General features: G+C 69.3%; 26 protein-coding genes and 2 pseudogenes. 12 read left to right on the top strand and 16 right to left on the bottom strand.

Annotation, left to right across the window (positions count from 1 at the left end; translation table 11 throughout):
- Window positions 1-24: 24 nt before the first annotated feature.
- The 7 genes from OHA03_RS26875 to OHA03_RS26845 form a co-directional block, all read right to left on the bottom strand.
- Entirely contained in the window at window positions 25-1,605 is a 1,581-nt protein-coding gene (locus OHA03_RS26875; protein WP_267006318.1) for an ABC transporter substrate-binding protein, read from the bottom strand.
- 118 nt (window positions 1,606-1,723) lie between these two features.
- On the bottom strand, window positions 1,724-2,479 hold the full coding sequence (locus OHA03_RS26870; protein ID WP_267006317.1) for an SDR family oxidoreductase: 756 nt from the start codon (window positions 2,477-2,479) through the stop codon (window positions 1,724-1,726).
- Window positions 2,480-2,499: 20 nt separating this feature from the next.
- Complete coding sequence (fabG, locus tag OHA03_RS26865) at window positions 2,500-3,261, bottom strand: 3-oxoacyl-ACP reductase FabG (RefSeq protein WP_267006316.1); 762 nt, start codon at window positions 3,259-3,261, stop codon at window positions 2,500-2,502.
- Between the two features lie 203 nt (window positions 3,262-3,464).
- The gene (locus tag OHA03_RS26860; RefSeq protein ID WP_267006315.1) at window positions 3,465-3,848 is read right to left on the bottom strand and encodes a DUF3037 domain-containing protein; all 384 of its coding nucleotides are present in this window, start codon (window positions 3,846-3,848) and stop codon (window positions 3,465-3,467) included.
- Window positions 3,845-4,759 carry a HipA family kinase gene (locus OHA03_RS26855; protein ID WP_267006314.1) on the bottom strand — a complete coding sequence of 305 codons (915 nt, stop codon included), beginning with the start codon at window positions 4,757-4,759 and terminating at the stop codon, window positions 3,845-3,847. Before OHA03_RS26855 ends, OHA03_RS26860 begins: the two co-directional genes overlap by 4 nt.
- A 143-nt stretch (window positions 4,760-4,902) precedes the next feature.
- Window positions 4,903-5,901 carry an IPT/TIG domain-containing protein gene (locus tag OHA03_RS26850; RefSeq protein WP_267006313.1) on the bottom strand — a complete coding sequence of 333 codons (999 nt, stop codon included), beginning with the start codon at window positions 5,899-5,901 and terminating at the stop codon, window positions 4,903-4,905.
- Between the two features lie 153 nt (window positions 5,902-6,054).
- Complete coding sequence (locus OHA03_RS26845; RefSeq protein ID WP_267006312.1) at window positions 6,055-6,843, bottom strand: IPT/TIG domain-containing protein; 789 nt, start codon at window positions 6,841-6,843, stop codon at window positions 6,055-6,057.
- Window positions 6,844-7,948: 1,105 nt separating this feature from the next.
- Here OHA03_RS26845 and OHA03_RS26840 point away from each other — a divergent pair.
- Both OHA03_RS26840 and OHA03_RS26835 read left to right on the top strand, forming a co-directional pair.
- Entirely contained in the window at window positions 7,949-10,102 is a 2,154-nt protein-coding gene (locus OHA03_RS26840) for an alpha/beta fold hydrolase (RefSeq protein WP_267006311.1), read from the top strand.
- A gap of 65 nt (window positions 10,103-10,167) precedes the next feature.
- Window positions 10,168-10,635, top strand: a complete 468-nt coding sequence (locus OHA03_RS26835) for a Rieske (2Fe-2S) protein (RefSeq protein ID WP_267006310.1) — start codon at window positions 10,168-10,170, stop codon at window positions 10,633-10,635.
- Here the strand turns inward: OHA03_RS26835 and OHA03_RS26830 are convergent.
- Window positions 10,619-11,272, bottom strand: coding sequence for a cysteine hydrolase (locus tag OHA03_RS26830; RefSeq protein WP_267006309.1), 654 nt, complete (start codon window positions 11,270-11,272; stop codon window positions 10,619-10,621). The two genes, OHA03_RS26835 and OHA03_RS26830, sit on opposite strands and share 17 nt — an antisense overlap.
- Window positions 11,273-11,410: 138 nt before the next feature.
- Here OHA03_RS26830 and OHA03_RS26825 point away from each other — a divergent pair, with 138 nt between their 5' ends.
- Entirely contained in the window at window positions 11,411-11,881 is a 471-nt protein-coding gene (locus tag OHA03_RS26825; RefSeq protein ID WP_267006308.1) for a pyridoxamine 5'-phosphate oxidase family protein, read from the top strand.
- 57 nt (window positions 11,882-11,938) lie between these two features.
- Here OHA03_RS26825 and OHA03_RS26820 read toward each other — a convergent pair whose 3' ends face one another.
- Entirely contained in the window at window positions 11,939-12,868 is a 930-nt protein-coding gene (locus OHA03_RS26820) for a LysR family transcriptional regulator (RefSeq protein WP_267006307.1), read from the bottom strand.
- A 170-nt stretch (window positions 12,869-13,038) separates the two neighbouring features.
- Here OHA03_RS26820 and OHA03_RS26815 point away from each other — a divergent pair, with 170 nt between their 5' ends.
- Window positions 13,039-13,974 carry a DMT family transporter gene (locus OHA03_RS26815; protein ID WP_267008170.1) on the top strand — a complete coding sequence of 312 codons (936 nt, stop codon included), beginning with the start codon at window positions 13,039-13,041 and terminating at the stop codon, window positions 13,972-13,974.
- A 46-nt stretch (window positions 13,975-14,020) separates the two neighbouring features.
- Here the strand turns inward: OHA03_RS26815 and OHA03_RS26810 are convergent.
- Window positions 14,021-14,712 (bottom strand): annotated as a pseudogene (locus OHA03_RS26810) (GntR family transcriptional regulator); the annotation flags it as partial.
- 34 nt (window positions 14,713-14,746) lie between these two features.
- Between OHA03_RS26810 and OHA03_RS26805 the strand changes: the two are divergent.
- The gene (locus OHA03_RS26805) at window positions 14,747-15,442 is read left to right on the top strand and encodes a pyridoxamine 5'-phosphate oxidase family protein (protein ID WP_267006306.1); all 696 of its coding nucleotides are present in this window, start codon (window positions 14,747-14,749) and stop codon (window positions 15,440-15,442) included.
- Window positions 15,443-15,539: 97 nt separating this feature from the next.
- Here the strand turns inward: OHA03_RS26805 and OHA03_RS26800 are convergent, their stop codons facing one another.
- The 3 genes from OHA03_RS26800 to OHA03_RS26790 all read right to left on the bottom strand — a co-directional run bounded on the left by OHA03_RS26800 (window position 15,540) and on the right by OHA03_RS26790 (window position 18,323).
- Window positions 15,540-16,496, bottom strand: a complete 957-nt coding sequence (locus tag OHA03_RS26800) for a DMT family transporter (protein ID WP_267006305.1) — start codon at window positions 16,494-16,496, stop codon at window positions 15,540-15,542.
- A 159-nt stretch (window positions 16,497-16,655) separates the two neighbouring features.
- The gene (locus OHA03_RS26795; protein ID WP_267006304.1) at window positions 16,656-17,711 is read right to left on the bottom strand and encodes a DMT family transporter; all 1,056 of its coding nucleotides are present in this window, start codon (window positions 17,709-17,711) and stop codon (window positions 16,656-16,658) included.
- Window positions 17,712-17,792: 81 nt separating this feature from the next.
- Complete coding sequence (locus tag OHA03_RS26790) at window positions 17,793-18,323, bottom strand: Clp protease N-terminal domain-containing protein (protein ID WP_267008169.1); 531 nt, start codon at window positions 18,321-18,323, stop codon at window positions 17,793-17,795.
- 245 nt (window positions 18,324-18,568) lie between these two features.
- Here OHA03_RS26790 and OHA03_RS26785 point away from each other — a divergent pair, with 245 nt between their 5' ends.
- Window positions 18,569-18,763 carry a hypothetical protein gene (locus OHA03_RS26785; protein WP_267006303.1) on the top strand — a complete coding sequence of 65 codons (195 nt, stop codon included), beginning with the start codon at window positions 18,569-18,571 and terminating at the stop codon, window positions 18,761-18,763.
- Between the two features lie 78 nt (window positions 18,764-18,841).
- The gene (locus tag OHA03_RS26780; protein WP_267006302.1) at window positions 18,842-19,273 is read left to right on the top strand and encodes an SRPBCC family protein; all 432 of its coding nucleotides are present in this window, start codon (window positions 18,842-18,844) and stop codon (window positions 19,271-19,273) included.
- 67 nt (window positions 19,274-19,340) lie between these two features.
- On the opposite strand, the gene OHA03_RS26775 is transcribed toward OHA03_RS26780, so the two are convergent.
- Complete coding sequence (locus OHA03_RS26775) at window positions 19,341-19,964, bottom strand: PadR family transcriptional regulator (RefSeq protein ID WP_267006301.1); 624 nt, start codon at window positions 19,962-19,964, stop codon at window positions 19,341-19,343.
- Between the two features lie 129 nt (window positions 19,965-20,093).
- Here OHA03_RS26775 and OHA03_RS26770 point away from each other — a divergent pair, with 129 nt between their 5' ends.
- Entirely contained in the window at window positions 20,094-20,915 is an 822-nt protein-coding gene (locus tag OHA03_RS26770; RefSeq protein ID WP_267006300.1) for a class I SAM-dependent methyltransferase, read from the top strand.
- 86 nt (window positions 20,916-21,001) lie between these two features.
- Window positions 21,002-21,823 carry a PhzF family phenazine biosynthesis protein gene (locus OHA03_RS26765; protein WP_267006299.1) on the top strand — a complete coding sequence of 274 codons (822 nt, stop codon included), beginning with the start codon at window positions 21,002-21,004 and terminating at the stop codon, window positions 21,821-21,823.
- Between the two features lie 58 nt (window positions 21,824-21,881).
- Here OHA03_RS26765 and OHA03_RS26760 read toward each other — a convergent pair whose 3' ends face one another.
- Complete coding sequence (locus OHA03_RS26760) at window positions 21,882-22,661, bottom strand: CPBP family intramembrane glutamic endopeptidase (protein WP_267006298.1); 780 nt, start codon at window positions 22,659-22,661, stop codon at window positions 21,882-21,884.
- Between the two features lie 211 nt (window positions 22,662-22,872).
- Between OHA03_RS26760 and OHA03_RS26755 the strand changes: the two are divergent.
- Window positions 22,873-23,211: pseudogene (locus OHA03_RS26755) on the top strand (hypothetical protein); the annotation flags it as partial.
- Between the two features lie 178 nt (window positions 23,212-23,389).
- On the opposite strand, the gene OHA03_RS26750 reads toward OHA03_RS26755, so the two are convergent.
- A complete protein-coding gene (locus OHA03_RS26750) occupies window positions 23,390-24,898 on the bottom strand; it encodes a glutamate-cysteine ligase family protein (protein ID WP_267006297.1) in 1,509 nt (502 codons plus the stop codon).
- Window positions 24,899-25,380: 482 nt separating this feature from the next.
- Between OHA03_RS26750 and OHA03_RS26745 the strand changes: the two genes are divergently transcribed.
- Together OHA03_RS26745 and OHA03_RS26740 are read left to right on the top strand one after the other, a co-directional pair.
- On the top strand, window positions 25,381-25,974 hold the full coding sequence (locus OHA03_RS26745) for a hypothetical protein (RefSeq protein WP_267006296.1): 594 nt from the start codon (window positions 25,381-25,383) through the stop codon (window positions 25,972-25,974).
- 317 nt (window positions 25,975-26,291) lie between these two features.
- Window positions 26,292-26,498, top strand: coding sequence for a DUF5999 family protein (locus OHA03_RS26740; protein ID WP_323181251.1), 207 nt, complete (start codon window positions 26,292-26,294; stop codon window positions 26,496-26,498).
- The last annotated feature ends 24 nt before the right edge of the window (window positions 26,499-26,522 follow it).

The raw sequence follows: 26,522 nt of genomic DNA, 5'->3' as shown, positions 1-26,522 counted from the left end.
CACTGACAGTCGACCGGGCAAGCCCTACCAGCTGGCCTTGCGGTACAACTCCCACATCTGCATGACCGTCTGCGGGTCCAGGGCGCGCTCGCCGCCGCCGATGTCCTCGCCCGCCGCCACGTACAGCTTGCCCTGCCACAGCGGCAGCAGCCGGACGTCGTCGACCAGGATCTTCTGGGCCCGCTCGAACTGCTTGCTGACCGCACCCCGGTCGCTCTCCTGGCGGCTCTGCGGCAGCAGATGCTGGGTGATCTCGTTCTTCACGTACGGCATACCGGTCACGGTGTCCTTGCCCACGAAGGGGGCGATGAAGTTGTCCGGGTCCGGGAAGTCCGGGAACCAGCCGCGGCCGAAGACCGGGTAGTCGCCCTTGGTGAAACCCGCCTGGAAGGTCTTCCACGGAGCGCTCTTCAGCGTGATCCTGAACAGCCCGGAGGCCTCCAGCTGCCGCTTCAGCTCATCGAACTCAGGGGCCGTCGAGGAGCCGTACCGGTCGGTGGTGAACCAGAAAGTCATCGCGACCGGCTCGGTGATGCCCGCCTTGACGAGGATCTGCTTGGCCTTCTCCTGGTCCGGGTCACCGAAGCTGTCGAAGAAGCTGGTGGTGTGGCCCGCGATGCCCTTGGGCACCATGGAGTACAGCGGCTCGGCAGTGCCCTGGTACACCTTGGCCACCAAGGCGTCCCGGTCCACGAGCTGGGCGATGGCCCGCCGGACGGCAGGGTTCCCGGCGGCCGGGTCCTCGGGGTTGAAGACCAGGAAGCGGATATCGGCGCCGACGGTCTCGATGAGCTGCAGCTTGCTGTTCTTGTCCTTGTTGTCCTCGAGCTTGACGACCTCCTCGGCCGTGAGGCCGCGGTACGTGGCGTCGAGCTCGTCCTTCTGCAGCGCGTCGACCATGGGGGCGGACCCCTTGAAATACCGGATGGTCACGGCATTGTTCTTGCGGTTGGCGAAGCCCTTGTAGTTCTGGTTCTTCACCAGCTCGGCCCTGTCCCCCGGCACGTACGTGTCCAGGAGGTAGGGGCCGGATCCGGTGACCTTGCCGTCCGTGCGGACCCGGTCCTTCGGATAGTCGCTGGGCGCCACCAGAGACATCGCGGGGGTGGCCAGGACGAACGGGAAGGTGGCGTCCGGCTTGTTGAGGTGGAAGACAACCTTGTCGTCACCCACGGTCTCGACCCGGTCGAGCGAGCCGAGCAGGCCGACCGGGCCGCCCTTGACCTTGATGGTCAGGATCCGGTCGATGGAGTACTTCACCGCCTCGGCGTCGAGCTTGTCCCCGTTGGAGAACTTCAGCCCCTTCTTGACGGTGCAGCGGTAGGCCGTGCTGGTCCGGTCGGTGAATGTGCAGGACTCCGCGGCGTCGGGCTCGGGGCTCGTACTGCCGGTGGGGAAACTCACCAGGGTCTGGAAGACATTGCGCATCAGCTCCCAGGAGTTGTCCCACGCCGCCGCCGGATCGAGAGTGGAGGGCTCACTCGTGGTACCGACGACTATCTTCTGATCCGCTTCCGACCCGCTGTCGGACAACAGACCGCAGCCGGCCAGCAGAGAAAGGGAAGCAAGGGCTGCAGCAGCCTGCAGCCTGGCCCGATAGAACACGTGCACGCTCCTCGATCAGCCATGGGTCGGCAGACCATACCGCAGCGCCCCGTCGGGTCAATCCATAGGCCCGACGGGGCACTTGAGGCAATCAGGACCAAACCGGCTCAGGCTGTGCTCAGCCCACGCCCGCGTTCAGGAAGATACCTCCGTCGACCACCAGCGTCTGTCCCGTGATCCAGTCGGACTGGTTCGACGTGAGGAACGCGGCGGCGCCACCGATGTCCTCGGGGACACCGAGCCGGCCGAGCGGATAGGCCGCGGCGGCCTCCGCCTCACGGCCCTCGTACAGCGCCGAGGCGAACCTGGTCTTCACGACCGCGGGGGCGATGGCGTTGACCCGCACGACCGGTGCGAACTCGTGCGCCAGCTGAAGGGTCAGATTGACCATGGCGGCCTTGCTCATGCCGTACGCGCCGATGAACGGCGAGGCGGAGACACCGGCTATCGAGGCGATATTGACGATCGCCCCGCCGTTCTCCTTCTGCCAGGCCTTCCAGGTCTGCTGGGCGAAGCCGAGCGCCGAGATCACATTGGTCTCGTAGACCTTGCGGGCGACAGCCAGGTCGAGCTCCGCCATCGGGCCGAAGACCGGGTTCGTACCGGCGTTGTTGACCAGGAAGTCGACGCGGCCGAACGCCTCCATGGTGCGCTCGACAGCCGCCGCCTGGTGCGCCTCGTCGTGCGCCTTGCCGGCGACGCCGATGACCCGGTCGGAGCCCAGCTTCTCGACGGCCTCCTTGAGCGCGTCCTCGCCGCGCCCGGTGATGCACACCCGGTCGCCGCGGGCGACGAGCGCCTCGGCTATCCCGTACCCGATCCCCCGGCTCGCGCCCGTGATCAGCGCGACCTTCCCACTGTCCTGCACAGTCATGATCTCCGTTGCCCTTCGGGTCAGTTGAGCGGTCCGCCGGCGACGTACATGACCTGACCGGAGACGAAGCCGGCCTCCTCGCCCGTGAAGAAGGCGATGGCGTTGGCGATGTCCTCGGGGCGGCCGACGCGCTGCACGGGGATCTGAGTGGCTGCGGCGGCCTGGAACTCCTCGAAGCCCATGCCGACCCGGGCCGCGGTCTGGGCTGTCATCTCGGTGACGATGAAGCCGGGCGCGACAGCGTTGGCCGTGATGCCGAACTTGCCGAGCTCCTTGGCGAGGGTCTTGGTGAAGCCCTGCAGACCTGCCTTGACCGCGGAGTAGTTGGCCTGGCCGCGGTTGCCGAGCGCGGAGGAGGAGGACAGCGAGACGATACGGCCGAACTTGGCGTCCACCATGTGCTTCTGGACGGCCTTGGCCATCAGGAACGCCCCCTTGAGGTGCACGTTCATCACGGTGTCCCAGTCGGACTCGCTCATCTTGAAGAGCAGGTTGTCGCGGAGCACGCCCGCGTTGTTGACGAGGATCGTCGGGGCGCCGAGCTCGGCGGCGACACGCGCCACGGCGGCCTCCACCTGGGCGCTGTCCGACACGTCGCAGCCGACGGCGAGGGCGGTGCCCCCGGCGGCGGTGATCTTCTCGACGGTGTCCTTGCAGGCCGCCTCGTCGAGGTCGAGTACGGCGACGGCGCGGCCCTCGGCCGCCAGGCGTACCGCGGTGGCGGCGCCAATGCCCCGCGCCGCTCCCGTCACGATGGCGACGCGCTGCTCGGTGGTGGACATGCTTGGTTCTCCTCGCCCTTGGATCGCGGCTCAGCGGACGTCAGGAAGTTCCCGATAACTGAGCAACCGCTTAGTACCTTCAGCAGACGAGACGCTAGAAGCCCTGGCACTCGGTGTCAACGGCCCACAAGGACAGCAGCGCATGTCACACCCGTCGGCGCCGCGGCCCCAGGTGGGCAAGGGCGGCGCCGACAGGTGCCGGATCACCGCACCAGCAGGTCGAGCAGCCGCTCGACCTCGGCCTCCGGATCCGCGGTGAGACCGCTGTGCACGGCACTCGGCTGGACGACCGTGGAGCGCGGGGCGATCAGCCAGCGAAAGCGCCGGCCCGCATCGTCACAGGCAGCCTGTCCTGCCGCGTCGCCACCGTCGCAGACGCCCTCGACGGCCCGCAGCGCCGCCCGCACGCCGACCACGTCGGCATGCGGGTCCAGGGCCTTCAGCTTGTTCTCGTCGAGATACGTACGGGCGGCGACGAATGACTTGGCGCGGCAGTACACCAGCACACCCGCGTTGAAGCACTCACCGCGCTCGACCCGGGGCACGACGCGCAGCAGCGCGTACTCGAAGACCTCGCGCTCGCTCACCGGCCGCCGTCCTTGCTGCTCTGTGCGGTACCGGTCAGGTCCGAACCGGTCTGCTCGGCCCCGGCCTTCTCGGCCCGATCCTTCTTGGTGGGGTGCGGCCACGGTGCCAGGTGCTCGGTGAGCCACCCCGGCGCCTGGGACGGCTTGGTCTTCGTGGGCGCGTCCATCGCGATCCGATCATGAATGGTGGCGGCGCGTGCCAGCAGCGGCTCCGCATAGGCGCGGCGCAGCGCGTCGGTCGTGTCGAAGCCGGGCTCGTCGACCAGCCACTCGTCGGGCACCTCGGCGGTCACCTCGGTCAGCAACTGTTCGGTGACGAGTGGGGCGAGCTCCGCGGCCGCGGCCGCGATGTCCGGGCCGAAGGGCGCGAGAACATGGTCGGAGGCGTTGTACGGCTTGGCGGCCGATGCCTGTGCACCCGGCCAGTTGTGGTGCCAGATCATCGTGGCGCCATGGTCGATGAGCCAGACATCGCTGTGCCAGACCAGCATGTTCGGGTTCCGCCACGACCGGTCGACATTGTTGATCAACGCATCGAACCAGACGATCTTCCCGGCCTCTGCCGGGTCCACCTGGTAGGCGAGCGGATCGAACCCGATCGAACCGGGCAGATAGTCCATTCCGAGATTCAGCCCGCCGCTCGCCTTGAGCAGCTCCTGCACCTCCTGGTCCGGCTCCGCGAGCCCGATGACCGGGTCGAGCTGGATCGTGACGAGTTCCGGGACCCGCAGTCCCAGTCGTCGGCCGAGCTCCCCGCAGATGACCTCCGCGACGAGGGTCTTGCGGCCCTGCCCTGCGCCGGTGAACTTCATGACGTAGGTGCCCAAATCGTCGGCTTCGACGATTCCGGGCAGGGATCCGCCCTCCCGTAGGGGTGTGACGTAGCGGGTCGCGGTGACTTCTGTGAGCATTTTCCCAGGCTATCGGGCCCGACATCCGGTCTTCACGAGCCACGGGTGCGGACCGAAGCCGCCCTTCCACCCGAACCTGGCACGAGCCGTGCCTCGATGATCATGCAGGACGTACGGATTGATCCCCTCCCGCGGGCTGTGCTTCAGGTGACGTACTGGTACGGGATGCCCGAGGCCGTGCCTGCCGGGGTGCGCACGACCACCGTCACTGTGCCCGGCGCCCCTCCCGGGGCGACAGCGATGATCTGCGTGTCGGAGACGGCGGTGAACGGCACCGGAACACTCCCGAAGCGCACTTCGTCGGCGTAGGTCAGCCCGCTGCCGGTGAGAGTGACGGTGGTCCCGCCGAGGGCGGGGCCCGATGAGGGGTTGAGGCTGCTGACGGCCGGAACCGCGAGGTATGTGTAGTAGGCGGTGCCCAGCCCGGGCGTGCTGGTGCCGCCCGGCGTGGTGACGGTGACGGTCACCGAGCCCGATCCGCTGGGCGCGTTCGCGAAGACCTGGCTGTCGGAGTCGACAGTGACGCCGGTGGCCGCAGCGGCCCCGAAGCGGACCGTGCTGGTCAGAGTCAGGTTGGTGCCGGTGATGGTGACGGTGTTTCCACCGGAGAGCGGGCCCTTGCCGGGGCCGAGCAGGCTGACGGTCGGGGCCGGGATGTAGAAGTACGGCAATGGATTGCTGACGCCGCCCGCCGTTGTGACGCTGACGTCTGCGGGAGCGGCCGGTGCCGTCGGCGCGGTGACGATGATCTGGGTGGCGGAGTTGCCGGTGATGACGGCAGAGCTCGTATCGAACTGCACCGAAGTGGCCGCTGACAGGTTGGTACCGGTGAGGGTGACCGTGTTTCCCCCCGAGGTCGGTCCCCGGCCGGGCGTCAGAGAGCTGAGCGCCGGAATCGCGACATAGGAGTAGGCGAAGCCGTTGCTCGTGCCCGCTGCCGCGACGACCGTGACGTTCACCGTCCCGAAGCCCGCCGGTGAGGTGGCGATGATCTGGGTGGTGCTGATCACCGTGAACGAGGCCGGGGCGGTTCCGAACCTGACGGCGGTGACCCCGGTGAAACCACTGCCGTTGATTGTTACCGCCGTGCCTCCCGCGATCGGTCCCTTGTTGGGATCGAGACTGGTCACTAGCGGGGCCATGACCTGTTCCTTCCTGGTCTCCTCAGGATGCGGCGCCCTGACTGACGTGAGTCGGCCAGGGCGCAGCGGGTTCACCCTCGGCGCTCATCAGGTCGTCCCCGATGCGAACCGGCGGGTGCTGACGACCCGTTGGCCCTGGGTGGGGCCGGGGAACTAGTCGACGGTGTAGACGTCGCCGGCGACGATCGCGGTCTGGCCGCCGGGAGTGGTTGCCCGAACGTTGTACGTGCCTGCCGCGAGTCCCGAGGGGACGGTGGCGACGAGGGTGGTGTCGGCGAAGCTCGAGAAGTCGGCCTGAACCGCGGCACCGCCGGCCGTGGGGGTGAAGGTCACGATGCTGACATCCACCAGATTTGCGCCGGTGACGGTGGTGTCGTCACCGACCAGTCCTGATGTGGGAGCCAGGCCGGTGACGGTCGGGACGTCGTAGTAGGTGTACTGGGTGGGGGCGCCGAGCGGGATGCTGGTACCGCCGGCAGTGGTGACGGTGCAGTCCACCGTGTCGAAGCTGGCACCGCCGAAGGCGTCGTGCGCGGGGCAGGTGACGGTTAACTCGCTGTCCGACACGACGGTCAGCCCGGTGCCGTCGCCCACGGCGCCGAACGTCACCGCGGTCGCGGTCAGCAAGCCACTGCCGAGGACGCTCAGGGAGGTGGCGGTGGCAGGCCCGGTGTTGGCACTGAGAGCAGTGGGCGCCGGGGGGTCGATGTAGAAGAACGAGAGCGAGTTGCTGGTCGTGGTGCCCGCAGTAACGCTGACGTTGACCTGGCCACCGCACTGCGCCGGGATGGCGACGGTGACGGTGGTGGCGCTGACGGAGGCGGGGTTGATCTTCTTCGTTCCGAAGTTGACCTTGGTCGTGCCCGACAGGCTTGTGCCGGTCAGAGTGAGGGTGATCCCGTTGTGGCTCTGAGTGGGTGTCAGCGAGGTGAGAGTTGGCATGACGGGTCTCCTTGCGCTCGTTGTACTGCCGTGGCAGGAGTGGTGCGGCGGACCGTGAGTGGTACGGGTTCCGTGGCTTCACGGAATGTTCCGGGCGTCTCCGGCGGGATGTGAAGCCGGGGATGGAACCGGTGAGCCGTCACAGCGGTCGAGCGCGCAGCGGGACCGCTGTGACGAGCGATTGAGGCCTCACGAAGCCGTGAGACACGGCATGGCGGAACGGTCCGCGTCTCACGGAGGATGTCCGGCCGGCCCTTACCGAAGGGTCGGACATCCGATGGGAAGCACTGGCGGATCGAGGGGTCCTGACGGGTCGAATGATCCGGGTGGTCCGTCTCGCCCAATTCGATTCAATACGATGGATGCCGGTACCAACAGAGCGCATTGAGGGTATCGGTGGTTTATGCTACTGTCATATCGGTTCCGAATTCCCCTTGTTGTGCGCCGGAGTACGCTGTTGCTCGCTTCCTGCCGCAGATTGATTTCCCCAAGGGTGAATCACCAGGGGGTTTCCCCTTACTTGAGGCTCCCTGCTGGAGTCGTCGCGGACAGCGGCCTCAGGCAGAGAGATGTTCACGGCGGTTTCGGGACATTCGTTCCCCGTATCACGCTGCTTTCGCTGGATTTCATGAACTCGAAATCGCCTCTGTCGCAAAAGTGTCGGGCTGATTCAGCGAAAAGGGCAGATGGTCGGCGTAGCGGTCCAAAACGGCATCGACCTCGGCCGGCACCCGGACACACGCCACGCGCCTGACAGCGATCCGACGCCGGAACGCCCCCGCGTGGCCGCCCAGAAGCCTGAGGCCGACCAGGCCCCTGACAGGCACTGACACCTGCCCTGCCGCAGGTCAGGATCCCATGAGCCACCGAATGGCCCATCAGCGGCCCGGGCTCGGGACCCACTTGACGTACGTACCAGCTCGTCGGTTTCGACGATGCCCGGGAACGAGCCGCCCTCAGACAGGGGCGTGGCACAGCGGGTCGCTGTGACGTCGGTGAGCATCGCCCCAGGTTACTGGGGTGCACCGGACAGGCCTGAATGGATTTCGCAGCCGATCGAAGCAGCTGTCGAGAGCAGCCGATCACCACCAGGAGGAAAACCGAAATGACGACGAACGAAGCCGCCGGGACCAACTCCGACGGTCTGCCGCTCCAGTCCGCCCGTACCAGGCGTTTCTCGCTCGGAGTGCCCCGGCAGTTCACTGTCTCACCCGACGGCGAACGGGTGCTGTTCATAAGGACTACGGGCGGCACCGACCCGGTGAGCCGGTTGTGGCTGTACGAGGACGGCGTGGAGCGGATGCTCGCCGACCCGGCGGCTGTGCGGCGCGAGGACGGGGACGGCGGCGAGGTGCCTCAGGCGGAGCTGTCGCGCCGGGAGCGGGCCCGCGAGATGTCGTCGGGGGTGGTGTCGTACGCGACGGACGCTGACGTCCGGATCGCTGCTTTCGCACTCCAGGGTGAGTTGTGGGTGGTGCGGACGGACGGCACCGCCCCGCGCCGGATCGCCACCGCCGGCCCGGTGGTCGATCCGCGGCCTTCGCCCGACGGCGCCTTGATCGCGTACGTCTGCGGGGGCGCGCTGCGGCTCGTACGGAGCGACGGCACGGACGACCGCCCGGCGGCCACCCCGGAGGAGCCGGAGCATGTCACGTACGGGCTCTCCGACCACGTGTCGGCCGAGTCGCTCGGACGACAGCGCGGCTATTGGTGGTCGCCGTCCGGCGATGCGCTGCTGGTGGCGCGCGTCGACACGTCCATGGTCCAGCGCAGGTACCTCAGTGATCCGGCCGATCCGGAGCGGCCGCCGCGCGTGATCGCATACCCGGCCGCGGGCACGGCGAACGCGGAGGTGTCGCTGCACCTCGTGCGGGTGTCGGGCGAACGGGTCGCGGTCCGGCTGCCCGCGGCGGCCGGACCGGACCACCCCGGGGGGACGTGGACGGACCCGGCGTTCGAGTACGTCGCGACGGCCGACTGGGACATGCGCGGGCCCGTGGTCTCGGTGCAGACGCGCGACCAGCGTTCGGTGTACGTCCTGGCGGTGGATCCGGCCACGGGAGAGACCCTGCCCCTGCACCGCGCCCATGACCGCGCATGGGTCGCACTCCGGACGGGAACGCCCCTGCGCCTTCCGTCCGGGGCGCTCGTCGTTCCCGCGCAGCCGGGCGGCGACACCCAGGGGCTGGAAATCGGCGGCCGTACGACACCGCCGGGACTGGAGGTCCGTGAGGTCGTCGGCGCCATCGGCGAACGGGTGTTCTTCACCGCGAGCGAGGAGCCGACCGAGATCCATGTCTGGTCGTACGCGGCCGGAGCGCCCGGGAACACCCCCCTGCGCCTGACCGAGGTGCCCGGCGTGCACACGGCCGCGGTGGGCGGCCCCACGGTCGTGCTGGACAGCCGCACCCCGGAGGGACAGACGGTGACCGTGCTGCGCGACGGCGCACGCGTGGGACGGATCGCGGTCCTCGCCGATACTCCCGTCGTCACGCCGCGGCCACTCGCGCTGAAGCTCGGAATGCGGGAGCTCCGCAGCAGCCTGTATCTGCCGTCGTGGCACCAACCGGGTGACAGCCCGCTGCCCGTCTTGCTCAGCCCCTACGCGGGCCACGGTCTGCAGCTGGTCCTGCCGGTGCGCAGCTGGTGGACCGCAGCCGCCCAGTGGTTCGCCGAGCAGGGGTTCGCGGTGCTGGTGACGGACGGTCGCGGCACTCCGGGGCGGGGCGAGGCCTGGGAGAAGTCGGTGCGGGGCGACCGGCTGACGGCTGTCCTGGAGGATCAGATCGACGCGCTGCACGCGGCGGCGGCACGGTACCCGCAGTTGGACCTGGGACGGGTGGCGATGCGTGGATGGTCGTTCGGCGGCTATCTCGCAGCCGCGGCCGTGCTGCGTCACCCGGACGTCTTCCACGCGGCCGTCGCGGGTGCGGCGCCGACCGACCGGCGGCTGTACGACACCCATTGGGAGGAACGGTTTCTCGGCCATCCGGATGTGGAGCCGGAGACGTACGAGCGCAATTCGCTGCTCTCCGAGGCGCATCGGCTGACGCGGCCGCTCATGCTGGTGCATGGATGTGCCGATGACAATGTCGCCGTCGCCCACATGCTGCGGTTCTCCGCAGCCCTGCTGGCCGCGGGGCGGCCGCACACCGTGCTGCCGCTCTCCGGAACGAGCCACCTGGTCACGCAGGAGGAGACGGCGAGCAACCTGTTGCTGCTGGAGCGGGACTTCCTCAAGAAGTCCCTGAGCCATTGAACATGCGGGCTCGGCGGCGCGTACCCCTGGTCGAAGTCATGAACACCGCGGAAGGGAAAGCCAGCATGAACGCATCGCAGGAGCACGAGGTCCATCTCGGGCGTCGCACCGTTGTCGCGGGCGTCGGTGCAGCCGGGGTGGCTGCCGTACTCACCGCGTGCGGAAGCTCGAAGGACTCGGGCGGCTCGAATACCGTCGAGCCGGCCAAGGGTGCGCCCGGCGATGGCCCGACCGGCAAGGGCGGGAACCTTCTCGCGAAGACCGCGGACATCCCGGAGGGCGGCGGGAAGATCTTCGCCGACGAGGGTGTTGTGGTGACGCAGCCGAAGTCCGGGGAGTTCAAGGCGTTCTCGTCGAAGTGCACCCATAGGGGATGCGCGGTGACGAGCGTCTCGGACGGCACCATCAACTGCCCCTGCCACGGCAGCAAGTTCGACGCGGCGACGGGCGATGTGTCGGGCGGCCCCGCCACCGAGCCACTGCCCGCCGCGACGATCACGGTCGAGGGCGACTCGATCATGCTCGCGTCGTAGCCCTTCGGGGGCTCTGCCAGCAGCCCAGCACCTCCCGCGTGGTGGTGACGGTGGCAACGAGCGCGAGCGTGTTGCGGATCATCGCGGGGGTGTAGTCGGATGGCACCCCCGTGATGGCATCGGACGGCACGACCGCTGTGTAGCCGAGATTCACCGCGTCGAAGACAGCATTGGGGATGGCGACGTTGGCGGAGACCCCGACGACGACGAGCGTGCGGCAGCCGAGATTGCGCAGCAGGGCGTCCACGTCCGTGCCGGCGATGGGTGACAGGCCGTGGAGTCGACGTACGACGATGTCCTCGTCCGCCACCTCGATGGGTGCGGCGATCCTGACCGCCGTGGTTCCGGAGTGCTGTTGTACGGGCAGTCGGCCGGCGGCCAGGAAGAGGCGGGCGTTGCGGTTGGCGCCGCGCCCGTCGGGGCGTCGTTCGGCGACCGCGTGCAGCACCTGGACTCCGGCCTCGTGGGCGGCGGCGACCAATCGGGCGATGTTGTGCAGGACGCCGGAGGTCAGGGCTTCCTTGGCGAGTTCGGGCAGTGCGCTGTCCGGTCCCACGACACCCTGCTGGCACTCGACCGTCAGCAGGACGGTGGTGGCAGGATCGAGCTGCTCGGCAAGCTGTTCCCTGGGCGGCACGGCTTTGCCCCTCTCGGTAATTCGAGGTGACGGACCTCTCCTGACGGACCGGGCGCGCGAGGCTAACGGCCATTGCGCCAGGAGGGAAGAGGCTCCATGATTTCTGACACATGGTCAGCCAGCCGAAGGAGGCGTCCCATGACCGTCATCCAGCGACGGGGCCGTCGGATCATGATGACGGAGGCAGAACGCGACACCTATCTCGCGGAGCAGCGCACCTGCCGGGTCGCCACCGTCTCCGCGGACGGCCGCCCGCACATCGGCGCACTCTGGTTCGTCTGGGACGGTGCGTCGCTGTGGCTGTACTCGATCACCCGGAGCCTGCGCTCCTCCCAGCTGCGCCACGACCCGAGGATGGCTGTGGTCGTCGACGACGGCGCCGAATACGGCGAGCTGCGCGGCGTCGAGCTGTCCGGCGAGGCGGTCTTCGTCGGCGAGGCCCCACGCACGGGCGAGGACTGCCCCGAATTGGTGGGGCCGGAGAGGTTGTTCGCGGCGAAGTACTTCGGAATGGACGTCATGCCGCACGACGGACGACACGCGTGGCTGCGGCTCACTCCGCAGACGGTTACGTCGTGGGACTTCCGGAAGCTGGCGGACCTGAGCTGAGGTGCCGGTCACTGCGCCCCCGTCTCCCTGACGTGGGCGCGGTGCGTCCCACCCGGATCAGTCCCCGCCGTCGCCGTTCACCGGTGCGTCCAGATCCCGGCCCGCCGCCCGCAGCGCCATGACTGCTGCCCTGATCGACGGGCGGCGGTCCGCGTCCGTCCGCCACACGGCGTGCACATGTCGCCGCATCTTCTGCCGCACGGGCACGAGCCGTACCCCGTCCGGCACCACCCCCCGGCCCAGCCGGGGCGCCACACAGACACCCACCCCGGCGGCGATCAGCGCGAGCTGGGTGTGGTGCTCGCCCGCGAGATGGGCGATGCGCGGTTCGATTCCCTTCGAACGCAGAGTGAACATCAGCCAGTCGTGGCAGAACTCGCCTTCCGGCCAGGAGATCCAGTCGTCGTCGGCGAAGTCCTCCAGATCGACCTCCGCCCGGCCCGCGAGCGGGTGGTCGGCCGGCATCGCTATGTCCGGCGCGTCGTCGAGCAGTTCGGCCATGGTGAGACCGCCGGGAACCGGCAGCCTCTTGTTGCTCCAGTCGAGCACCACCGCCAGGTCGAAATCTCCCCGCAGCACGGCACGGATTCCGGCCTCGGGTTCCAATTCCGCTGTACGTACCCTCAGTTCGGGGTGGTCCGCGTGCAGTGAGGCAAGCGTCGCGGGGAACAGTCCGCGTGCCGCGGTCGGAAAGGCCGCCAGTCGGACCTCACCCACCACCTCGCCGCGCTGGGCCTCGATGTCGGACTGGGCCAGTTCCACCTGGGACAGGATCTTCGCGGCATGGTCGGCGAGCAGCCTTCCTGCGTCGGTGAGCCGGACCCCACGGCCGTTCTTGGCGAGGAGCTGCTGCCCCACCTCGCGTTCCAGCTTCGCCAGCTGCTGGGAGACCGCTGACGTGGTGACATGCAGGTCATCGGCCGCGCCACTGACCGAACCGAACCGGGCGAGGGCGTCCAGGGTCCGCAAGCGCTCCAAGTTCAACATGTAAGCAATGCTACGCGAATGCTCGCACAAAGTCTCACTTGTCCTACGCGGTTGAATTCGTCATTGTTGCTGTCATGACCGCCGCTGCCGTGACCGCCGATCCCGATCCCGCGCCGAGCACTGCCACCGTGCCACCCGCCCCGACCTTGACAGCCACCACTGCGGCCTCCATGGCGGTCTCCGCTCCTGCGGCCGGCTCCGCCCGCCGCCCCGCACTGGACTGGCGGATCCGTTTCGGGGCGCTCTCGCTCATCTGGGGCTTCAGCTTTCTCCTGATCAAGGTCGGCACCGAGGGATACGCCCCGTTCCAGGTCACCCTCGGCCGACTGCTCTCGGGTACGGCGGTGCTCGCCGTCGCCATGGTGGTGCGCCGCGAGCGGCTGCCGCGCACCGCCCGCACCTGGGGTCATCTCGCCGTGGCGGCGTTCTTCCTCAACGCGCTGCCGTTCTCGCTGTTCGCCTACTCCGAACTGACCATCCCGTCGACGCTGGCCGGCATCTGCAACGCCACCTCGCCGCTGTGGGGCATGGCGCTGTCGCTCGTCGCGCTCTCCGAGGACCGGCCGACCCGTCGCCGCGTGGCCGGCCTCGGTCTCGGCTTCCTCGGCGTGCTGACCGTGCTGGGCGCCTGGCAGGGCTTCTCCGGACTGGACTTCAGCGGAACGGCGATGGCGCTCCTCGCTTCCCTCAGCTATCCGATCGGCTGGATCTACGTCCGCCGGACACTGGCGGGCAGCGGCTCGTCCACCCTTGCCCTGACCGGCAGCCAGCTCTTCCTGGGCACGGTTCAGATCGCGCTGGTCACCCCGCTGTTCACGTCGGCGCCCGACGGCTTCCCACTGCTGCCGACGCTCGCCGTCCTCGCCCTGGGGGCGCTCGGTACGGGACTTGCGGTGCTGATGCAGTACGGGCTGGTCGAGGAGGTCGGCCCGACGACCGCGCAGATGGTCACGTACTTCATTCCGGTCATCGCCACCGCGGCCGGGGTCGCCGTGCTCGGCGAGCAGCTGAGCTGGAACACCCCGGTCGGCGCACTGATCGTCCTGGCAGGAGCCGCCCTCACCCAGAGCAGGGCCCGTACACCCAAGCCCGCACCACGCTCCTGAGGGTTGCCCCGTAATCCCTGGTGGATCATCAGTGCGCGGCATCAGGCCTGCTGACCCAGCCGGGTCCCAGCCGCTGCCGCCCCAGGACCCGGTCGACCGCGACCGCGTCCCCGGTCGGCGTCGCAACCCGCAGATCGGGTCCGTATGCCTTGGCGACCGACCGGACGTATGCCCACCGGTCCGTGGCACCTGCCGGCGGGTGCAGCGGCAGATCGACGATGGCGTGCCCGTGGTCGTCCTCGATCAGCAGCGCTCCGCGGTGGCCGGCGAGGACACTCCGCAGCCCCTCACACCGTCGGCGTCGGAAGCGGCACGCACCAGAGCCTCGGATTCCGGATCCACGGGTGCCTCCCCGTACATTCCTGGCCGTTTCGCGTACACGCGCGCGGCCGCTGCGAACGCCCCGTCCAGCGGCGGCAGCAACGCCGGGTCCGGGTTCCCCTCCCCCAGATCCCGCACGCCGGGCGGCGCCTCGACCCTGAGCGAGCCGCGCACCGTACTGGCGGGGCGCAGGCGCGCCCGGCTCCCCCTGCGCCCGGCCGTCTCGATCACCCCGCGCTCGCGCAGGGTGCGGTACGCGGCCGCCACCGTATTGGGATTGACCTCCAGACGGGCCGCCAACTCCCTCATGGGCGGCAGCGCTTGCCCCGTCACGAGCTCACCCGACCCGACCGCGCGCTCCACACTCGCCGCAATTTCCGATGCGCGTCGCCCGACGATCCGATACTCTTCTAGCACAAACAGAATTATGCACTAGTGCAATGGAGTCGCAATGTCGGACACCGCACCGCCGCAGACCACGGGCCCGGAGGCAGCAGCCCCGTACGAACCGACCGAGCGGACCGTCCCGACCCGTTCCCGGGAGCGCGCCTCCTACGACCGGGAGCTGGTCCATTCGATACTCGACGAGGCATATCTCTGCCATCTCGGCTTCGTCCGCGACGGCGCACCGGTCGTCCTGCCGACGCTGTTCGGCCGGATCGGTGAGCGGCTGTACGTACACGGTTCGACCGGCTCCCGACCGCTCCGGGCGGCCGACCAGGCGGACCCCGGGCTGCCCGTCTGTCTCACGGTGACGCATGTCGACGGTCTTGTGCTGGCCCGCTCCGCCTTCCACCACTCGATCAACTACCGCTCCGTGGTGGTCCATGGCGTCGCCCGTACGGTCACCGACCCGCAGGAGCGGCGGACCGCGCTCGACGCGATCGTCGACCATGTCGTTCCGGGCAGGACCGCCGACTCCCGTCCGGCCAACGAGAAGGAGCTCGCCGCGACGGCCGTGATCAGGCTCGATCTCGACGAGGTCTCCGCGAAGGTGCGGACCGGCGGCCCGAACGACGATCCGGACGATCTGGCACTGCCGCACTGGGCGGGCGTCGTGCCGCTGGTCCGCGGCTACCGTGCGCCACAGCCGTCGGACGATCTCGATCCGGCCATCGCCGTGCCCGACTATCTGACTGTTCTCTGACCGCCTTCCGGGAGTGCGGGCCCGCTACGAGGGGGTGGGCCTGCACTCCCGGATGGCCGGACGGCCGGACGACGGGTCCGCGGTCAGGCGGTCGGCGTCAGACCGGAACGGCCGCCCGGCGGCGGGCGTTCGACGCACTGCGCGTCTCGGCAACGGCGAGCCCCGCCACCGCTGTGAGCAGCAGCAGTGTGCCGACGACCGTGGCCGCGGTGATCTGCTCACGGAGCACGGCAACGGCGATCACCGCGGCGCTCACCGGTTCCAGCAGCATGATCACGGACACGGTCGCGGCCCGCACCACCGCCGCGCCCGCGAAATAGAGCGCGTAAGCGAGCGCGGTCGGGACAGCTGCCACGTACACCAGCAGCCACACCACCTGGGCGGCGTCCGCGGTGTGCGGCACGAGCCCTTCGGCTGCCGCCATCGGCAGCAGCCCGAGTGCCCCGATCCCGAACGCCCAGGCACTGGTGGCGAGCGCGTCGGAGCCACCGCCGTCGCGGCCGAGCCACCGGGTCAACAGGGTGATGGCGGCGTAACCGGCAGCGGAGAGCAGCGCCAGCGCGACCCCGGCGGGCCGCACCGTACCGCCGTCACCGCCGAGCACCAGCACGGCGAGCCCGGCGAGCGCGCCCACCACTGCGGCAAGTCCGCCACCGCCCAGCCGCTCCCCCATGGTCAGCCGCGCACCGACCGCGATGAGCACCGGCCCCGCGCCCAGCGTGACCACGGTCCCGACCGCGAGGCCGGTCGCCTCCACGGCCGCGAAGTACGCGCTCTGGAACACGGTGAGGCCGACACCGGTCCCGAGGATGCGCAGCAGCCGGCGCCGCCGTGGCTCGGCGGGGGCGGCGGAGCGCCGGGGCCGCAGGACGAGCGCGGCAAGGAGCAGCACCAGGCCGCCTACGCAACGCCAGAACGAGAGGGCGAGAGGGCCGAGATCGCTTACCCGGAAGATCAGCGAAGCGGCAGCCCCCGCGGTACCCCAGGCCACTCCGGCAACGATCAGATAGAACAGGCTCCGCCCGACGGGCAGGTCGGCAGCAGGATTCGACACGTGACTTCTCCACAAAAAAGACAGGACGATGGTCGCTCAGCTCCGCACGCGGGCAGCGACGATCCGCTCGGGGACTGCCCGAGCCCGGTCTTCGTCAGGAGTGTCCGCCCGCGCTAGGCGACAGGCGGCGGAAGTACGGTCGAGTGCATGATCGGCACATTACGTGGCGGCACGCTCGGCGGACAACTCCTCCTCGGCCGCCGCCGCACGGCCCCCACTCCGCGCCACACCGCGGTCCTCGTACTCCCCTTGGCCCCACGCCTCACCCGGCCCCGATGCCACGGGCCCGGAAGGCGCCTTCGGCGTCGACGACTGGGCGATGAACGCCCCTATCAACACCAAGGAACCGCCGATGAGCTGGGGCGCGGAAAGATGTTCGCCGAGCAGGACCCAGGCGAGCACGGTCGCGATGACCGCCTCCAGACAGGCGACGACACCGGCCACTGCCGGGGAGAGCAGCCGCACCGAGATCACACCGGTGACGTAGGCGATCACGGTGGCGAGCAGCACGATCCAGACGAGCAGCAGCCACGCGGGCACATCCGTCCCGTTCATGACCGCGCTGCCGCCGAGCAGGGACCAGTCCATGCCCCAGGGCCGTGCGATCACGGTGAGGACGACCGCGCCGATCAGCAGTCCGTAGGCGATGACGCCCACCGGATGCGGAGGCTCCGCGCCCGCCGCACTGTCCTGACTCCCCTGGTCGGAGAGGACGAAGTAGCCGACCTGGCAGCACGCGGCGCCGAGGGCGAGCAGCAGCCCGACGGCGTCGAAGCTCAGCCCGGACCACACCTCGACCACACAGGCGAGGCCCCCGACCGCGAGGACGACGCCGACCGCGGCGGCCCGGGTGACCGGACGGCGCTGGACGAACCGGACCCAGCCGAGGACGAGCGCGGGCGCCAGGTACTCGACCAGCAGCGCCACGCCGACGGGGATACGGGAGATCGCGGCGAAGTAGCAGGCCTGGACGCCGGCGACGGCGAGCAGTCCGAAGCCCAGCAGCAGCACCGGCCGACTGCGTACGAGATCCCGGTGGCGCCAGGCCACGGGCAGCATGACGAGAGCGGCGCCGGCCACCCGTAGCCACACCACATGCAGCGGGTCGAGCCCCGCCTCGATCAGCGGCTTGGCCGCCACCCCTGAACCACCGAATGCGAACGCCGAGGCCAGGGCTAGTCCCAGGCCGGCGCTCCTCCCCTGAGACGCGTGCATCGGGACATCATGACAGCTGCCGTCAGGACCGTCACCATGGTCACCACTGTCATGCACGTCATACGGATCACGCCCCCGCCGTCAGCTCTGCCGGGAGGCCTTCGCGATCCGGTCCGCGAGCAGCGCCGCGTCGACACCGGCGCGTTCCAGTACCTCGACGGCTCGGCACTCCTGGTCCGCCGCCAGCGCGGCGAGCAGATCAAGACCCCCGGCCCGCGGGTCACCGCGCAGTTCCGCCCGCCCGCGCGCACCTTCCATCGCCGAGACGGCCGCCGGCGACCAGCCGTCCACCCCCGTCTCCGGAACCATGGGCAGCGCACCGGAGTCCTCCACGGCGCCCTGCCAGCGGAGCCCGTAACCGATGGAGCGCTGCACGAGGTAGCCGAGCACCTTGGCGAGCTGCGGCCCACCGTCGAAGGCCGCACGGACCTGCGGGTCCGACTCGATGAGGGAGTGCAGCAGATGGGCCGTGTCGATCTCCCGGTCGCCGTCACGCAGTGCGCGTCTGCGCGCGCCTGTCACCACCGAGGCCAGCTCCGCAGTGAGGATGGCGTCGAGCTCAGCACGGTTCGATGCGGGCTGCTGAGGGATCCGCGGCGTCCGGTTTTGCACACCTCTCACCCCATCAGTCCAGTGGTGCGCGAGCATCCCCGGAGGGGCCCATTTTCGTATCCCACCGAAGTTGGGCACATCAGAGCGGTTCCTCCTCCTTACGGATGAGATCCCGCCATTGATGGATGCGATCCCGGGAGACGGCGCGCGCCGCCTTGCCTTGCACTCCCGGAGCAACCGCGGGCCACCCCGTGCACGTCCCTCACGCGACACCACTTTTGCGACGGCCGGACGGGAGTGCCGGAGTGTCATGGATGGTCGCCCTGCCGGCGATCGACGGCCGGGAGTACGTCTACCGGGTCCACGCACCCTGCGACGCCCTGCCCGCCGACCTGTTCTGGGCGGCGTTCCACTGCCATGACGACGGCCCGCACCCGCGCGCGGTCGACCGCTTCGACTCGGCGCCGATCTGGCGGGCAGGCCGGATCCAACATATCTGACGGTTCATCAGTATTGAATGTTCTCGCTACTGCAGCTACGTTCCGCGACACCGTAACCCGACAAGAAGGGGTGGTCGCATGGCCGAAGTCAGTGCCGAAGCGCGGATCGAAGCGCCGGCCGAGAAGGTCTGGGCCCAGCTGACGGACTTCACCGCGTACGGCCAGTGGAATGCCACCCACACCAGCTTCCCCAAGGGCGGCCCGGCCACGCTCGAACTCGCGGCCACCTACGAGGAGAACATGAAGCTCATGGGCTTCCCCGCCGAAGTGACCTGGACGGTGGAGGAGCTGGAGACCGCCCGGCTGCTGACCACCAAGGGCAAGGGCCCCATGGGCGTCAATCTGGCCATGCGCTACTCGCTGACACCCGACGGCGATGTCACCACGGTCCGCATCGACGGAGAGTTCACCGGCGCCGCGGTCTCCCTCATGGCAGGCAAGCTCAAGGACTCGGCGACCGCCGCGCTCGCCGAGTCGCTCCGCAAGCTGAGCGGGCTCGTCGCCGCCTGACCGCCTCCGGACGGACGAGGGGCCCGCGCGGCCGAGCCGCGGGGCCCCTCGCACCGCACCCGTCGGGTCAGTGCTCGTCGGCAAGGATCAGATAGAGCTTCTTACGGGCGTCATTGATCACCGACAGCGCCTTCTGGCGTTGGTCGGCCGAGCCGGTCTTCCAGACCTGGCCGAACGCCTCCATCAGACCGAAGCCGGCCTGCCGGATCTCGTTCACGCTCTCCCAGTCGACCCCGCGCCCGGCCTCCTCCCAGGGCGCCTCGGGCCCGGACTCCGCCTCGGTGCGGCCGCTGTCGGTGAGCGTGAACAGCTTCTTGCCGCCCTCGCTCGCACTGACGATCAGGCCCTCGTCCTCCAGCAGCTGAAGGGTCGGGTAGACCGAGCCGGGGCTGGGACGCCAGGCCCCGCCGCTGCGCTCGCCGATCTCCTGGATCATCTCGTAACCGTGCATCGGCCGGTCCTTCAGCAGCGCCAGGATCGAAGCGCGGACGTCGCCGCGACGCGCCCTCCCCCGGCCGCCTCCACGTCCGCGCCCCCCACCGAAGGGGCCGCCGCCGAACGGACCTCCACCGAAGGGCGGACCGAACTGCCCGAAGGCGCGGCGCCCCTCGAAGTCGCCCCGACCTTGATGACCGGGCCCGCAGTGCCCATGTCCGTGCCCATGTTCGTGCTCGTGTCCATGTGAACGCATCGCTACGCTCCTTCCATCGTTGATCTGTCGCGATGCGTCAACGATATATCGGAACCGGTCGTACGACAATCGCTTGGAAAGGGCCTTGCATACTTGCCCCGAGACGGCACAGGACGAAGGCGATGCGACATGACTGCACCTGACCCGGAGCACGGGCACGGCCCGGACCACGGCTACCTGCTCGACAACCGGCAGTCCGAGGCGGGCATCCGCTTCGGCGCCCTCGCCGAACTCTTCGACCCGGTGACCTTCCGGCATGTCGACGGGCTCGGGATCACCGCAGGCATGCGGTGCTGGGAGGTCGGAGCCGGTGGCCCCTCCGTTCCCGCAGGGCTGGCCGCGCGAGTCGGTCCGACCGGCGCGGTGGTCGCGACGGACATCGATGTGTCGTGGGCGCAGGGCGCCGCAGACGACGTCGTCGAGGTGCTGCACCACGATGTCGCCGTCGATCCCCCGCCTCCCGGAGGCTTCGACCTCGTCCATGCCCGGCTGGTCCTGGTGCACGTCACCGACCGTGCCGAGGCGCTGCGCCGCATGATTCAGGCGCTGCGCCCCGGTGGTGTACTCCTTCTGGAGGACGCCGACCCCGGGTTGCAGCCGCTGTTGTGCCCCGACGAGTCGGGCCCCGAACAGCGCCTCGCCAATCGTCTCCGGTCAGGCTTCCGTGAACTCATGGCGGCCCGCGGTGCAGACCTCGCCTACGGCCGGACCTTGCCCCGGCTGCTGCGCGAGGCGGGTCTGGCCGATGTGCAGGCCGACGCGTACTTCCCGATCACCTCCCCGGCGTGCACCGTCCTTGAAGCCGCCACCGTGCGCCAGATCCGCGACCGACTCGTGACGTCCGGTCTCGCCACCGACGAGGAGATCGACCGGCATCTGAAGAACGTCGCCACCGGACGCCTCGATCTGGCCACCGCTCCGCTCGTCTCCGCGTGGGGACGCCGGCCGTAACGCCCCTGGGTGGCTCTCGGCATCCCGAGCCGCCGGCCTGGAATTGGCCTTGGTCCGCCGCCGTCCAGGACCTCTACGGTCATCCCATGAGGATCCGAATCGTCGACGCCTTCACCGACCGCCCCTTCACCGGCAACCCCGCGGCCGTCCTGCTCCTGGACTCCGACGCCTTCCCCGAAGCCGACCGGCTCCAGCAGGTCGCCCTGGAGATGAATCTCTCCGAGACCGCCTTCGCGCACCCCCTGCCTCCGGGCGGAGAGGCGGACTGGGCGCTGCGCTGGTTCACCCCTGCCACCGAGGTGGACATGTGCGGGCACGCCACCCTCGCCACAGCCCACGTCCTGCACACGACCGGAACGGCCGGCGGAACGGTGCGCTTCGCCGCCCGCTGTGGCATCCTCACCGCCACCGCCCACCCGGACGGCTCACTCACACTCGACTTCCCCACGGCCCCGCTCACCCCGGCCTCCGCCCCGGCCGGACTGGCCGTCGCCCTGGGCGCGGAACCACTGACCGTCCATGACACCGGCGCCCACATCGGCGACCTGCTCGTCGAACTGGCCGACGAGGAGTCCGTGCGCGGACTGACCCCGGACTTCGCCGGGCTGGCCTCCTGCTCACGGCGCGGCATCATCGCCACGGCCGCCGCCGAGGACCCGTCCCGTGGCTACGACTACGTCTCCCGCGGCTTCTTCCCCCGGGTCGGTATCGACGAGGACCCGGTCACCGGCAGCGCCCACACCGCCCTGGCCCCCTTCTGGTCTGCCCGGTTCGGCCGTGACGAGCTGACCGGCCTGCAGGCGTCCGCCCGTTCCGGCCTGGTCCGCACGTCGCTGCGCGGCGACCGCACACTGCTGACGGGCAGCGCGGTGACAGTCGTCGACGGAGAACTGCTGACCACCTTCTGACCGACGGGAGAGGGGCGTACCCAATGATCCGTACGCCCCCTCCTCCCGCGCCACCCGCTCACGGCGTAGGCAGCCATCCCACCTTCCCGGCCAGCAGCGCGTACCCGACGAACGCCCCGATGTCGAGCAGCGCATGCGCCACGACCAGCGGGCCCACGCGCCCCCATCGCCGGTACAGCAGCACGAAGACGATGCCCATCACCATGTTGCCGACGAAGCCGCCGATCCCCTGGTAGAGGTGGTACGAGCCGCGCAGCACCGAACTCGCCACCAGGGCGGCCATCGGAGTCCACCCCAACTGCCCGAGTCTGCGCAGCAGATACCCGACGACGATCACTTCCTCCACCACGGAGTTCTGCAGCGCGGAGAGGATCAGGACCGGATACTTCCACCACACGCCAGGAAGCGACTCCGGAACCACCGTGAGGTTGAACCCGGCGGCCCGTGCCAGCAGATAGAAGGCGAGGCCGGCGCTACCGATGGCCGCCGCGATCAACACGCCGCGCCCCAGGTCCGACCTGGGCCTGGTCCGGTCGAAGCCGATGACGCGCAGGCTCGTCCCCTCCCTGATCAGCAGATGCGCCACCAGCGCGACGGGGACCAGCGCCGTGGCGATACCGAAGAGTTGCCAGGCGAGATCCAGCCAGGGGCGTCCTGGAGCGTACGAGCTGTTGAGCGTCGCGGCCTGCTCCTTCAAGGCCCCCGGTTTCGTCAGGGATCCGACAAAACTGATCAGGGCAGACACCCCGCTGGCACCCAGCGACAGAGCCAGTACCAGCACCGCTTCGGACCGCAGGATCCGCCGCGACACGTCCACTTGAGGGAAAGAATCAGCCACGCGCCCCTCCTCCACCTGTACACCCGCCTTCAGTTGTGCATTCGCATCTCATCCCGCTCCCCGTCCTACCAGGGTCTCGAATGCAGGTACGAAGATCATGCTCGACCGGCCGGGGGGGGCGACCACCACTGGTCATGGAGCGGTCCCTCTTTTCCTTGTTCATCCTCAAGGAGGGGCACCACCGACATGGGACGCCACAGCTTGCCCGATGATGATCCCGCCGGCGGCGAAGGCCCTCGGCCGGCCGAGGAAGAAGTATTCCTGGGCCGAGTTGACGGCCTCGGCGACGGAGTCGGACAAGGTGCGCCTCGGCGCGGCCGATCCGCACGCAGCACCACCGGCCTGCTCGCGCTCACCAGCATCGCCGCTTCGTCGGACAAGCAGGGCGGAGACGGTGACATCAGCGTCGCGGTCACCGCCAATCTGCTCGCGCAGCGGATGTCCGAGGGTGCTCGAAACGCCGGCGCAGGACGACTCGGGCGCCGAGGGCGGCAATCCGCAGCGCAACCAGGCGGTGCTGCTCTCCGAGCAGGCGGCGTTCGCCCACAGCGTCGGCCCGAGACGAAGCTGAGCACCGACGAGACCCGGGCCGCGCCGCGGTTCATGAAAGGCCGTGTTGACAGCCGGACAGAACGGCCGCGCCGCCCAGGAACAGCCGGCGCACGGCCGGGAACGGCACCGACCGCCGGGCCCGGGGCTCACCGGGCACAGAGGCGGGCCACGCCGGTCTAAGGGCTGTCCGGGAAGCCGACCGGCCAGGTGTGCACCGGCTCGCCGCTGTGCATCAGCTCGGCATACCGGCGCGTCGTCGCCCTGAGCGCCGCGTCCCGTGCGAGCCCGGCGTCCAGCCCCCGGTGGTACGTGTCCGCCTGCCAGGAAGCCCCGTTCACACGCCGCTTGCACCGCTCCTCGATGACCCCGAGGTAGTGGTCGCGGTCCGCGGGCTCGATGTTCCAGGCATCGAGCCCCGCCGCGGCGAGCGGCAGCAGTTCGTCCCGTACGAGCTTGACGGCCGGCACCCGGGTCAGCCCGCCCGACCGGCCCGGCCGGGGCCAGATCAGCTCGGCGTCGATGCCCCGACGGCAGGCGGTTTCGAAGTTCTCGGCCGCGGCGGCGAAGGGCAGCCTGGTCCACACCGGGCGGGACTCCTCGGCGAGCGCCCGCACCAGGCCGTAGTACAGCGCGGCGTTGGCTATCACATCGGTCACGGTGGGCCCGGCGGGCAGGACGCGGTTCTCGACGCGGAGATGGGGTACGCCGTCGGCCAGCCCGTACACCGGCCGGTTCCAGCGGTAGACCGTACCGTTGTGCAGCACGAGTTCCTGGAGCGCCGGCACCCCGCCCTCGTCGAGGATCTGCAGCGGGTCCTCCTCGTCACAGATCGGCAGCAGCGGCGGGAAATAGCGCAGATTCTCCTCGAAGAGCTCGTACGCGGAACTGATCCACCGCTCGCCGAACCAGGTCCGCGGGCGCACTCCCTGGTTCTGCAGTTCGGGCGGCCTGGTGTCGGTGGCCTGCTGGAAGAGCGGCGGGCGGGACTCCCGCCACAGCTCCCTGCCGAACAGGAAGGGCGAGTTGGCGCCCAGGGCGATCTGAACGGCGGCGACGGCCTGTGCCGCGTTCCACACGTCCGCGAACCGTGCCGGGGTCACCTGCAGATGCAGCTGGACCGAGGTACAGGCCGCTTCGGGCGTAATCGAGGTGGAGGAACAGACCAATCGTTCGACGCCTTCGATATCGAGCGCGAAATCCTCGCCGCGTGCCGCCACCATTTGATCGTTCAGCAGCGCGTAGCGGTCTCCGTCCGAGAGGTTCGCCGAGACCAGGTCCCGATGATCAAGGGTCGGCAGTATTCCGATCATCATGATGCCGGCGGCGACCTCTCCCGCCTTCCGGTGGGCATATCCGAGGCCGGTCCTGAGCTCCTCGGCCAGTTGATCGAATACGCGTCCGGCCAGGCGGTGCGGGACTATGTTTACTTCCAAATTGAACATCCCGAGTTCGGTCTGGAAATCACGGCTCGCGATCCGCTCCAGCACCTGCGCATTCATCATCCTCGGCAGGCCGTCCGCACCTGCCAGATTCAGCTCGATCTCCATGCCCATGAGGTTGCGCGGGCGATCGAACCTCCGCTCCGCCAGGAGCCTCTCCAGCCCCTCCAGGCACAGGTGGAGCTTCCTCCGGTACCTCTGCCGATCGGACAGGTCAAAGGCGCCCGCCACGACCTTCTCCCCCATCGAAGCGTCCCTCCTCGAGTGGGCAGCCCGCGGCCCAGGCCGCTCGCGTCACGGTCGATAATGCCCAGGGCAGGTGATCGATAACGCCCCCACGGACAGCGCGGACCCACTAATCTGAGTGCGGCCGCCGGGGGCACATTCCGACGGCATGAAGCACTGCGCAGTTCCCACCGTGCGGCGGTGGTGAAATCGTCGACGTGTTTCGGCCGACCGCGGCCGGGAAAAAACACCAGGCAGCAACTGCGCCACACGCACCGAATCAGCAGGTTCTCCGCATAATAAAGTCCGGATACCGCCTTGCCGGCAATGCCTGAGGCGGCTAGCGGAAACACCGTGTGAACACCTGTCGTATAAACTCCGCGGACGAGGCAGAGAGTTGACGCACCGGCCCAGTCACCGGCCTCCTCTGGCCCCGCACGCCGACAGCGCCGTCTGCCCCCGCCCACGCATCACCGTGTCTCCGAAGTGAGAGGCGACCCACTATGCCGCTGCACGTACCCCCGGCTCCCGCGCCCGCCCTGCGCAGCGTCCTCGCGGCACTCGGTTCACCCACCGCAGTCCGCGAGGCCCGTACCCCGGCTCTCCGGTCCGTCCAGGGACCGCTGAGCCCCGAACTCCCGCTCCCCGTCCATGTGCTGGACCGGATCGGCCCGAGCGGGCTCGCACCACGCACCAGCCTGGCCGCGTGGCGCTTCCTCATCCGCAGCTCGGAGCGCGCCGTCGCCGCGGCGGACACCATGCTCACCCCGGACGGCTGGACCTTCTCGCACTTCTTCGAGGGTCCGTACATCGCCTCGACCGAACTCGCCCTGCGCCAGGCTGAGACGCTGACACCGCGCTATCAGCCGCGCCTGCTCTCCATCCCCGAGCTCTACATGCTGACACTGTGGCTGCACGAGGACATCGAGGCCGACGCCTCCGGCGGGGCCCTCGCCCCTACCGACCTTCTGGTACCGCTGGCTCCCGCCCCACCGGGTATCGCGGCACACCGCCCGCACCGGGTCGCCGATCTGCTCCCCGTGATGACACTGCGTATCACCCCTGGCCCCGGTCCCCTGCTCGGTTCACCGGCCTGACCACAGCCCGCCTCCGGCCCGCAGTACATTGCCCCGTCACCGTTTCCGGTGGCGGGGCACACTACTGCTCGGACGCACCCGGAGGCCATCCGGACTAGTCCGGTCAGGCCAGCCCGAACCACCCGAAGGGACAGTGCAGTTGTGTTGAACCGTCCGGCCGGGTGATGCGTCATGGGAGTAGGAGAAGTGCTGCCGCGAAATCCCTGCGGATTGACGCCCGTGGGGCAACACTGGGACCGGACCGATTGATACGGGGGGCGGCCATGAACACCTCATCAAGCCGCAGGACACACACCACAACGCAGCGAAAGAAACCCATGTGCCAGCACCAGCCACCCTGCCCGACCGCCGACTCAGCCGACCGGGAGGCCGCCCGTCTGATGGCTCACCACCCGGAACAGGGTTGGAGCCTGCTGTGCAACGGCGTCCTCCTCTTCGAGGACACCGGTGAGCTGCTCCCGGACGGGCAGATCATCGCCCCGCACCGGCCGCTGGAAGCCGGCCAGGTGATGAAGGCCGCCTGACCGCGGCCCGTACGAACGGGGGCC

Source organism: Streptomyces sp. NBC_00154 (assembly GCF_026342835.1).
Classification (GTDB): domain Bacteria; phylum Actinomycetota; class Actinomycetes; order Streptomycetales; family Streptomycetaceae; genus Streptomyces.
This window is presented reverse-complemented; position numbering and strand designations above follow the sequence as displayed.